The following is a 9,543-nucleotide window of genomic DNA, read 5'->3' on the forward strand; positions in this document are numbered from 1 at the left end:
GCCCGCGCCCCAACGCCGCGCGGGAAGAGCGCGTGCGCATGACGCCGCTGCGCAAGCGCGTCGCCGAGCGCCTGCTCCAGGCCCAGTCCAACGCCGCCCTGCTCACCACCTTCAACGAGGTGGACATGGGCGAGGTGATGGCGCTTCGCAAGAAGTACAACGAGAAGTTCCAGGCGAAGCACGGCGTGAAGCTCGGGTTCATGAGCTTCTTCATCCGCGCGTCGGTGGAGGCCCTCAAGGCGTTCCCGCAGATCAACGCGGAGATCGACGGCGAGGACGTCATCTTCAAGCACTACTACGACATCGGCGTCGCCGTGAGCGGCAGCCGCGGTCTCGTGGTGCCGGTGGTGCGCGACGCGAACAAGCTGTCGCTCGCGGAGCTGGAGAAGACGGTCGGTGACTACGGCGGCCGCGCTCGCAATGACAAGCTGACCCTGACGGATTTGCAGGGCGGCACCTTCACCATCACCAACGGCGGCATCTTCGGCTCCATGCTGTCCACGCCCATCCTGAACCCGCCGCAGACGGGCATCCTGGGCATGCACAACATCGTGGACCGCCCGGTGGCGCGTGACGGCCAGGTGGTCATCCGGCCCATCATGTACATCGCGCTCACGTACGATCACCGCCTGGTGGACGGCCGCGAAGCGGTGCAGTTCCTGGTGCGTGTGAAGGAATGCATCGAGGACCCGGAGCGCCTGCTCCTCGACATCTGACCCACTCCTCCGCACATGGTTGTGCGGGGTGGGAAGACGGGCATTCCCCGGGGGCCGGCTGGACTTCCAGGCGGCCCTTTCACTACAAATAGGTCCGTCTCCCGGTCGTCGGGCAGAACGGGCGGCCTTCCCCACGGCTGCCCTGCAAACGCAAGGAAGCGCAATGGCAACTGGCACCGTGAAGTGGTTCAACGACGCGAAGGGCTTCGGCTTCATCACCCAGGACGGCGGCGGCGAAGACGTGTTCTGCCACCACACCGCCATCAACATGGATGGGTTCCGCACGCTGGCCGAAGGCCAGAAGGTGGAGTTCGAAGTCACCAAGGGCCCCAAGGGCCTGCAGGCACAGAACGTCCGCGCGGCGTGAAGTGATGCGTCGTCGTCAGCCAATCCTCACGGACTGGTTGAACTGAAGAGGCCCGGCCCCCCGTCAGGGGAACCGGGCCTCTCCATTTTTCGAAGGCTGTGTCTGTCTTCAGGCGCTACTTCAGGTTCTGCTGGAAGTGCGCCATCACGCGCTCGTACTGGCGTTCCGTGACGAGCGGATCCGGCACCATGTGCGTCAGGCCGCTCAAAGGCAGCAACTGGTGCGGCTTGCCGGCGCGGAAGAGCGCGTCCGACAGCTTCAGCGTGTGGAAGAAGTAGACGTTGTCGTCCGCGGTGCCGTGCAGCAGCAGCAGCGCGCCGATGGGGGCGTCCTTCTTCGCGTACGTGAGCAGGCTGCTGACCTCATACGCCTGGGGCGACTCTTCCGGCAGGCCCAGGTAGCGCTCGGTGTAGTGCGTGTCGTAGTCACGCCAGTCCACCACCGGGGCGCCGGACACGGCGGCCTTGAAGAAGTCCGGACGCTTCAGCACGGCCAGCGCGGCCATGTACCCGCCGAAGCTCCAGCCGGTGATGCCCACGCGCTTGAGGTCCATCTCCGGCACCTCCTTCGCCAGCGCCTGCACCGCCTCAATCTGATCATCCAGGGTGACGGTGGCGAAGTCGTGCTTCACCACGCGGTTCCACTCGGCGGTGCGCAGCGGCGTGCCGCGGCCGTCCACCTTGACGACGAGGAAGCCCTTGTCGGCCATCCACTGGCTGAGCAGGTGCGCGGCCATGGACTGGTGCACCACGGTGGTGGAGGGGCCTGCGTAGACCTCCACGATGACGGGCAGCTTGGTGCCGGGCTTGAAGTCGCGCGGCTTCACCAGCGAGGTCCAGAACTTCTTCGCCCCCACCTGCCGCACCTCGAAGTTCGGCGTGAAGGGCGGCTCCTGCGCCACCTCCGGCAGCTCGCCCAGCTGCGTGCCGTCGCCCTTCATCACCAGCGTGCGCGGCATGGCCTTGGGGCCCTGGGTGCTCAGGACGAACAGGCCGCCGTTCTTGGAGACCATGCCCATCTCCAGGCCCGGGCCCGTGTTGCCGGTGGCCACCTTCACCGGGGCGCCGCCGTCCTTCACGCGCCACATGTGGCTCTCGGTGGGGTTCGGGTCACCGGAGAAGAACAGCGTCTTGTCCGACTGCACGAAGCGGGCGAGGTTGCGGAAGCCCGCGTCCGGCTTCACCACGGAGCGCTCCAGCTCGCCGTTGGCCTTGCGCAGCTCCACTTCGGGGCCGCCGTTGCGCTCGGTGTACCAGAGGAAGCCGGAGCCATCCTCCAGCCACAGGGGGAAGTCCTGGTTGAGCTCCACCCACGCGGCGTCCTTCTCCGTGAGGAGCACGCGCGTCTTGCCGGTGGCGGGGTCCACCGCCAGCACCTGCTCCTCCGTCTGGAGGCGGTTCTGCACGAGCAGCGTGAGCGGCCCGCCCTTGTCCCACTTCACGGTGGCCAGGTACGGGTACTTCTGCGCGTCCCACTGCGCCCACACCGTCTTGCCGCCGGTGACGGGGCTGATGCCCAGGCGCACCTTGGCGTTGGGCTTGCCGGGGCGTGGATACGGGAACACTTCCCCGCCCTTCTCCGGGTGCATCACGTCCACGATGGTGAGCTTCTCCACGTCGGCCGTGTCGGACTCCGTGTACGCGATGGACTTCGCGTCCGGGCTCCACCAGTAGCCGGAGAAGCGGCTCATCTCCTCCTGCGCGACGAACTCTGCCAGACCGTGCGTCTTCTGCTCGGTGCCGCCCTTGGTGACGGCCTTCTCCTGGTTGGAGGCCAGGTCCACCCGGTACACGTCGTGCCCGCGGACGTAGGCCACCTGCTTGCCGTCCGGGGACAGGCGCGGGTCGATGACGCCGGGGCCCGTCTTCACCTCCGTGGACTTGCCCGTGGCGCGGTCCACCACGTAGAGGCGGCCGGACAGGGGCACCAGCAGTCGGGTGCCGTCCTCGGACAGGCTGTAGGAGGTGAAGCCCCGGGCGCTCACGCGCATGCGCTCGCGGCGGGCCTTCTCCTCGGAGGTCAGCGTCTCCTCGGTGCCCTTGAGCAGGGCTTCGGGGGTGAGCAGCTCGCGCGCCTGCCCGTTGGCCACGTCGAACGCGTAGAGCATCTGCACGTTGGACGTGGGGGAGGTGCGCAGGAAGAGCACGGACTGCTCATCCGGGGTGATTCGCACTCCCGTGGGACGGCCGCTCTGGAAGCGGCGCGTTTCGGCGTACTGGCGCAGGAAGAGGTCCGGCTGCTTTTGCGAAGGGGCCATGGCGAGGGGCTTCAGCTCCTGTGCGAGGGCGGGGGCGCTCATGAGGAGGAGCGCGGCAGTGAGGGCTTGACGCATGCGTAGTTGAATCCCCGCGCGGGGCGGGGCTCCTTTCGCGGGAAGATGCGCGCAAGCCTACACTCCGGCCGCCGCGCGGCCCTCCCAACGTCCGGCCCCCGAGAGGATTCCCACCGCCATGCAGTCGGAAGATGACAACGCCTTGCGGCATCTGCGCCTCGCGGGCGTGGTGCGCCTGGGCCTGGGCGGCGGCCGGGGCCCCACGGACGCCTACGTGTTCGACCCGCACCGGCTCGCACTGCCAGCGTGGGCCTGCGCCCTGGGCGACGTGGGCCCCCCTGCCCTGCTGGTGACGCTGGACCGGCACCTGGACGTGGTGGTGCCCGCGAAGCCGGCGGAGATGCCGGACCGCTCCGCGGGCCTGCGCGCCCTGGATGAACATGCGCGCTGGCACCTGAACGTGCGCAACTACGACCACATCCTCGCGGCGATGGAGGCGAACCTCGTGGGGGATGCGTTGATCATCGCGCGCACGCGGCCCCGGGGCGCCTTCGCCGGGAACACCTACGTGGACACGCGGGGACGCTCGCACCGGCTGGTGACGGTGACGACGGTGGACCGCGCGGCGGAGGCGTACCGGAACCCCGGCCCCACGGACCTCGTGCGCGACGTGCTGGAGGATGCGGCGAGCGTGCTGCTGGACGTGGACCTGGACTGCTTCACCACCTTGAGCGACGCGGATCCGACCACGGTGCTGCCGTGGCCCAAGGCCATCATCCGGGAGTTCCTGCTGCCCTCCGAGTCAGAGCCCTTCTGGGACGCGGTGCTGGGCAAGGCCATCGCGTTGACGCTGGCGCGTGAGCCTCACCACTGCGGCGGGCTGCTCGCGTCCGGGGAGTTGTTCCGCGACGCGGCGGAGGTGCTCTTCCGGGAGCTGCTCCATGTGGAGCCACCCTGAGGCGGCGCTTCAGGGGGAGTCGAGGAACGACGGCCGGTACTCGGTCACCTGTCCGCTGCTGAGTGACAGGCGGCTGCCCACGGGAGGCCGGTCCCCGTTGAGCACGTAGCCGAAGTCGATGCGGAACGGGAACACGTTGAACTGGGGGAACAGGATGCGCAGGCCCACGCCCACGGTGGTCACCATCTCGGGCCGCTTGTTGAAGGCGCTGCCCGAGTCGAGGAAGAACACCCCGCCCAGGTGCACCGTGCGCACGACGAGCGGCGCGGTGCGGTACTCCAGGTTCACGAGCAAGAGCCGCTTGCCGGAGTACGCATCCACCGCCGCGCCGCGCAGGCCGTTGCTGCCGCCCAGCAGGCTCACGCGTTCGGACAGGTCGTCGATGTTCACGTCCAGCAGGCCTCGCGCCACGAAGCGCCCGCCGAGCACTCGCGGCGACACCTGCACCAGCTCCGCCGCCCACCGCCGGTTGGTCCACCCTTCCTGGACGGTGTCCTCCTGGCCGCTGAACTGGCGGCGGATGGACGCGGCGGCGGACGCGGTGGTGAGCGCATCACCCCAGTGCACGCGGTAGCGCAGGGACAGGCCACCTTCGGCGAAGTGCGCGGCGGACGGGAACACGGGCGGCGCGTAGCGCAGCTTGGCCACCACCGAGTGCCCGAGCTGGAAGTCCTCCGACAGCGTGTACGAGTCCACGTTGCGGAGCACGTCGTAGCGGGCCTCGAAAGCGCTGAGGGAGAAGTTCGCGTACCCCGCGTCCTCCTGGCGCGGCAGGTAGTTGCTCCGGAACCAGTCCGTCTGCGCGTCGCTGAGATTGGACGCCACCGGCGGGGCGTAGGCGTAGTGGTAGGCGCCCGCGCCCAGGCCCACGTTCCACTTGTAGCGCTGGCCGTAGGAGCGCGTGTACGTGGAGCCCACGGCCACCTCACGCGTGTTGTAGACGTACGGAACAGGGTCGCCGTCCGGGAACGGCAACTGCCAGATGTCCGCGCCCCGGAACTGGCGTGCGGTCTCCACGTTCCACGCGACGGACGTGCTCAGGCTCCACGGTGTCGAGAGCGAATACAGCGGACGGCTGACGGAGAGGCTTCCGCGCGAGCCTTCCGCTCGGCCCGTGTCGCGGTTGATGAGCACGGCGGCGGATTCGGAGAGCGACCAGCGGCTGCCGAGCACGCGTTGGTCGGTGTAGCTCTGCCCGAAGCTGAAGGTGTCCAGGCGGAGGATGAAGTCCACCGCCACCTTCTTGCCGCGCCCCAGGAAGTTCTGCTCCGTGCCCTGGAGGCGCAGGTAGAGCAGCAGCGAGCCCACGGCGGAGAACTCGTTGTTGAGCCGCAGCGACCACAGGTCCTTGGTGACGACCAGCAGCGCGACCTTGTCGGGGGCACTGCCCTTCACGGGAACGGCGCGCACCACGGAGAAGAGGCCCAGCTTGCGCAGGTTGCGCACCGACTCCGCGACGAGCGCTGGCGAGTACGGCTGACCCGGCGTCAGCAGCACTTCCTGCCGGACGATCTGATCGCGGGTGCGGATGTGGAAGATGTTGAGCAGCGATGGATAGGGGTCCATCGGCGCGACGACCTCCTCCGCGCTGACGACCACCTCCTCCAGCACCTTGCCCTCGGGGACGGGCTCCACCTGGCGCTCGCTCTGCTCCAGGCCCCAGGCGATGAGCGCGTCTTCGTAGTTCTTGTTCGCATCCACCGTCAGAGGCGCGGGCGCGTCCGTCCCTTCCGGGCCCACGGGCACCTGTTCCGAACGCGGCGGCGCGGGCACCTCCGCGTTCGACACGCCGGAAGGCTCACCCTCTGGAGTCCGAACGGGCGCATCGGAGGAGGCCGCATCCTGGGGCCTGCCGGAGCCCGCACCCTCGGGCTGCTGCGCTGGAGATGCTTGTGCGCTGTCCGGACCTTCGCGCTCGGACTGCCGCGCCCACGGATCCTTCAAGCCTTCGGCCTGGGCAAGGACCACGGCCTCGCGCTCCCACGGCGCGGAAGTCCCGCCCGTCGCGGCGAGCACGGTGGACACCAGGACGAGCAGCGGAAGCGGCACGCGCGCATCCTGTCATGCGCCGCGCCCTCCGCCAGCCTCCCCTCACTCCAGCGCGGTGCGAAGGTCTCCCGGACGGTGCATGGGCAGCTTCTCCCCCCGAGCGATGGCCCCCACGATGCGCGCCAGTTGATCCACCCCGTCCGTCAGCGCCGCCGGCCCCGGCTGGAGGATGTACGAGCTGCGCACCTCGTAGAGCTGGTCATCCACCACCGCCCGCACCCGGTCCCAGCCCGGCCGCGAAGCAATCTTGTCGCGCTTCGCCTTGCGCCCGCACCAGCTCGCGATGACGCCCTCGGGGTTCCTGCGCGCCACCTCCTCCGGTTCGAAGATGCGGCCCTTCGCCCCCTGCGACGCGCGCGACTCCTGGCACACGTCCTCCCCACCCACCACCTCCACCAGCTCCGAACACCAGCGGATGCCGGAGATGAGCGGCTCGTGCCACTCCTCGAAGAAGATGCGCGGCCGCCGGGGCAGCGACTGCGCCGCATCCGAGTGACGCTCCAGGTTCTTCTCCAGCTCCACCGCCAGCGCCTCCGACGCCTCCGCGCGCCCCACCAACGCCCCGATGAGCCGCACCGTTTGGAGAATCTCCGCGAGCGAGCGCTGGTTGAACAGGTACACAGGCACGCCGCGCTTGCACAGCTCCCGCCCGATGTCCGCCTGCAGGTCGGAGAAGCCCAGCACCAGATCCGGCTTCAGCTCCAGGATGCGCTCGAAGTTCGCGTCCAGGAACGAGCTCACCCGGGGCTTCTTGCGCGCCTCCGGAGGCCGCACCGTGAACCCCGACACGCCGACGACCAGCTCCCCCGCCCCGATGCGGTAGAGCACCTCCGTCGTCTCCTCCGTCATGCACACCACCCGCCGCGGATAGCGCGGCGCCGACGACAACAGCGAGGACAGATGGGCGTTCATCCCGGGGAACCTAACGCGCCCTCACGCCCTCCACCCGGGATGACGCATCGCACCAGTCACCTCCCTCTGTGCGCCAGCGGACGCTGATTTTCCTGATTTCCGAACCGCTCCGGGGGACACCAACACGGCAGGTGCGGGAGTGCAGGCACGTGGCCGGGGCCGGAAACTCGGCGTCCCCGGGCGTCCCGGTGCGCGAGGGACGTCTCTTGGGCGGTTTTCCAAGGCGGTGCTAGCATCCTGCGCGGCCTTACCAACGTGCGCGGTCCTTCTCGTTTCCTGGGGGAACACATGATCGAAAGCGACGCCCCCCGAAAGGGCGCGCCTACCGACGTGACGGATCCTCTGCTCGGGAGGATCCTCAACGAACGTTTCCGCATCCTGGAGACGCTCGGGGCCGGCGGCATGGGCCGCGTCTACAAGGCCATGCAGGCGCCGTTGGACCGGCTCGTGGCCCTCAAGGTCCTCAACCCGCAGTACAGCGGCGAGGGCAAGGACCCCGGCTTCCAGAAGCGCTTCTTCCTGGAGGCCAGCGTCACGGCGAAGCTGCGCCACCCGAACACCGTCACCGTCATCGACTACGGGAAGACGGAAGACGGCATCTACTACATCGCCATGGAGTACCTGGAGGGGCTCACGCTGTCGCAGTTGCTCATCCAGGAAGGCCCGCTGCCGTGGGACCGCGCGCTGAGCATCGCGCAGCAGGTGGCCCGCTCGCTGCGCGAGGCCCACAAGGTCGGCCTCATCCACCGCGACCTGAAGCCCGCCAACGTCATGGTCCTCAACCAGGAGACCGACCACGACGTGGTGAAGGTGCTGGACTTCGGCCTGGTGAAGTCCTTCCTCGGCGACGCCAACATGAAGGAGGACACCACGCTCACGCAGGCGGGCGTCATCCTGGGCTCGCCGCAGTACATGGCGCCGGAGCAGGCGCGCAACATCGCGGATCCGCGCAGCGACGTGTACAGCCTGGGCGTCGTGCTCTATCAGATCCTGATGGGCCGCCCGCCCTTCCAGGCGGCGCAGAGCATCGACGTCATCGTCAAGCACATCAACGACCCGCCGCCGTCCTTCCACACCATCTGGCCCGACCACGGCGTCCCGCCGGAGGTGGAGACGCTGGTGATGAAGTGCCTGGCCAAGCGCCCGGTGGACCGCTACGCGTCCATGGACGCGGTGCTCCAGGGCATGCGCGCCGCGGCCTCCGCGTCCGGCGTCAGCGGCGTCTTCTCCAGCCCGCGCACCGGCCTCAACTCCGTGGGCTCCGGTCCGCACAGCGGTCCTCATACGGGGGCGCACGCGCTGGTGGGCTCCGGCCCCAACACCGTCGCGCTGGACATCTCCGTGGACGAGCAGGCGTCCGCGACGGAGAAGAAGTCCGGCAAGGGGCTCGGCATCGCGCTGTTCGGCGGCTCCGTGCTGGTGGGCATCGCCGCGGCGGCGGTGTTCGTGCTGCGCGCCACGCAGGCCCCGGTCCCGCAGCCCTCGCCGCAGCCCATCCCCGTGGCCCGCGCGCCCGTCGCCGAAACGCCGCTGGAGCGCGAACCCACGGCCGCGCCCGAAACGCAGCCTCCGGCCGCGCCGAAGTTCGTGCGCTTCCAGGTGGACAGTGATCCTCCGGGTGCGGAGGTGAAGATCAACGGCACGGTGCGCGGCAGCACGCCCATCGAGCTCCAGCAGCCTCCGGACGGTTCGGGGCTGGCCTCCGTGGTGGTGGAACTCGCGCTCGACGGCCACCAGTCTGTCAGGCAGAGCTACGCGGGGACCGCGGGCAATACCGTCGCCGTTTCCATGAAGTTGACGCGCATCAAGAAGCAGGCACCGAAGCCGAAGGCTCCCGGCTCCGCGTACAAGGACGATCCGTACAAGTGACCATCCCGACAGTCTTTCGACGTGGGGCGCTCCTCGCGCTGTGTCTTTGCGCGACCGAGGCCCTGGCGGACGCGCGCCTGGAAGCGCGCCGCCACTTCCGCAACGGCATGAACCTCATCGAGCAGAAGCAGTTCGATGAAGGCATCTCCGAGTTGGAAGAGGCCTACAAGATCAAGCCGCACCCCAGCGTCCTCTACAACATCGCGCGCGCCTACCAGGACGCGGGACGGCTGGAGGAGGCGCTGGACGCCTTCAAGCGCTACCTCGCCTCGAATCCGCCGGACGCCGCCAACGTGCAGGCTCAGGTGACGCGACTGGAGGCCACGCAGCAGGCCGCCTCCGCGGACGCCCCCGCCCCTGGCAGCACGCCCGGCTCGCAGGACTCGACCCTGCCCATGCC

At 69.0% G+C, this 9,543-nt stretch carries 8 protein-coding genes; 5 read left to right on the top strand and 3 right to left on the bottom strand.

Annotation, left to right across the window (positions count from 1 at the left end; all coding sequences use genetic code 11):
- A partial coding sequence (gene sucB / locus D7V88_RS34535) for a dihydrolipoyllysine-residue succinyltransferase (protein ID WP_120544868.1) occupies window positions 1–716 on the top strand: 716 nt, incomplete at its 5' end.
- 163 nt (window positions 717–879) lie between these two features.
- Entirely contained in the window at window positions 880–1,083 is a 204-nt protein-coding gene (locus tag D7V88_RS34540; RefSeq protein WP_014397260.1) for a cold-shock protein, read from the top strand.
- Between the two features lie 115 nt (window positions 1,084–1,198).
- On the opposite strand, the gene D7V88_RS34545 is transcribed toward D7V88_RS34540, so the two are convergent.
- Entirely contained in the window at window positions 1,199–3,415 is a 2,217-nt protein-coding gene (locus tag D7V88_RS34545) for a S9 family peptidase (RefSeq protein ID WP_120544869.1), read from the bottom strand.
- 118 nt (window positions 3,416–3,533) lie between these two features.
- Here D7V88_RS34545 and D7V88_RS34550 point away from each other — a divergent pair, with 118 nt between their 5' ends.
- Window positions 3,534–4,313 carry a UPF0489 family protein gene (locus D7V88_RS34550; RefSeq protein ID WP_120544870.1) on the top strand — a complete coding sequence of 260 codons (780 nt, stop codon included), beginning with the start codon at window positions 3,534–3,536 and terminating at the stop codon, window positions 4,311–4,313.
- 9 nt (window positions 4,314–4,322) lie between these two features.
- Here the strand turns inward: D7V88_RS34550 and D7V88_RS34555 are convergent, their stop codons facing one another.
- Together D7V88_RS34555 and D7V88_RS34560 are read right to left on the bottom strand one after the other, a co-directional pair.
- On the bottom strand, window positions 4,323–6,053 hold the full coding sequence (locus D7V88_RS34555) for a BamA/TamA family outer membrane protein (RefSeq protein WP_372241148.1): 1,731 nt from the start codon (window positions 6,051–6,053) through the stop codon (window positions 4,323–4,325).
- Between the two features lie 351 nt (window positions 6,054–6,404).
- Complete coding sequence (locus D7V88_RS34560) at window positions 6,405–7,274, bottom strand: cobalamin-binding protein (RefSeq protein ID WP_120544871.1); 870 nt, start codon at window positions 7,272–7,274, stop codon at window positions 6,405–6,407.
- 288 nt (window positions 7,275–7,562) lie between these two features.
- Here D7V88_RS34560 and D7V88_RS34565 point away from each other — a divergent pair, with 288 nt between their 5' ends.
- The gene (locus tag D7V88_RS34565) at window positions 7,563–9,143 is read left to right on the top strand and encodes a serine/threonine protein kinase (RefSeq protein WP_120544872.1); all 1,581 of its coding nucleotides are present in this window, start codon (window positions 7,563–7,565) and stop codon (window positions 9,141–9,143) included.
- A partial coding sequence (locus tag D7V88_RS34570) for a tetratricopeptide repeat protein (protein WP_244238548.1) occupies window positions 9,140–9,543 on the top strand: 404 nt, incomplete at its 3' end. The genes D7V88_RS34565 and D7V88_RS34570, both read left to right, overlap by 4 nt.

This window comes from Corallococcus terminator (genome assembly GCF_003611635.1).
Classification (GTDB): Bacteria; Myxococcota; Myxococcia; order Myxococcales; family Myxococcaceae; genus Corallococcus; species Corallococcus terminator.

Bases quoted from the DNA above. Each gene is read 5' to 3' on its own strand.
- D7V88_RS34540 (WP_014397260.1), top strand. From the start codon at position 880: ATGGCAACTGGCACCGTGAAGTGGTTCAACGACGCGAAGGGCTTCGGC.
- D7V88_RS34545 (WP_120544869.1), bottom strand. From the start codon at position 3,415: ATGCGTCAAGCCCTCACTGCCGCGCTCCTCCTCATGAGCGCCCCCGCC.
- D7V88_RS34550 (WP_120544870.1), top strand. From the start codon at position 3,534: ATGCAGTCGGAAGATGACAACGCCTTGCGGCATCTGCGCCTCGCGGGC.
- D7V88_RS34560 (WP_120544871.1), bottom strand. From the start codon at position 7,274: ATGAACGCCCATCTGTCCTCGCTGTTGTCGTCGGCGCCGCGCTATCCG.
- D7V88_RS34565 (WP_120544872.1), top strand. From the start codon at position 7,563: ATGATCGAAAGCGACGCCCCCCGAAAGGGCGCGCCTACCGACGTGACG.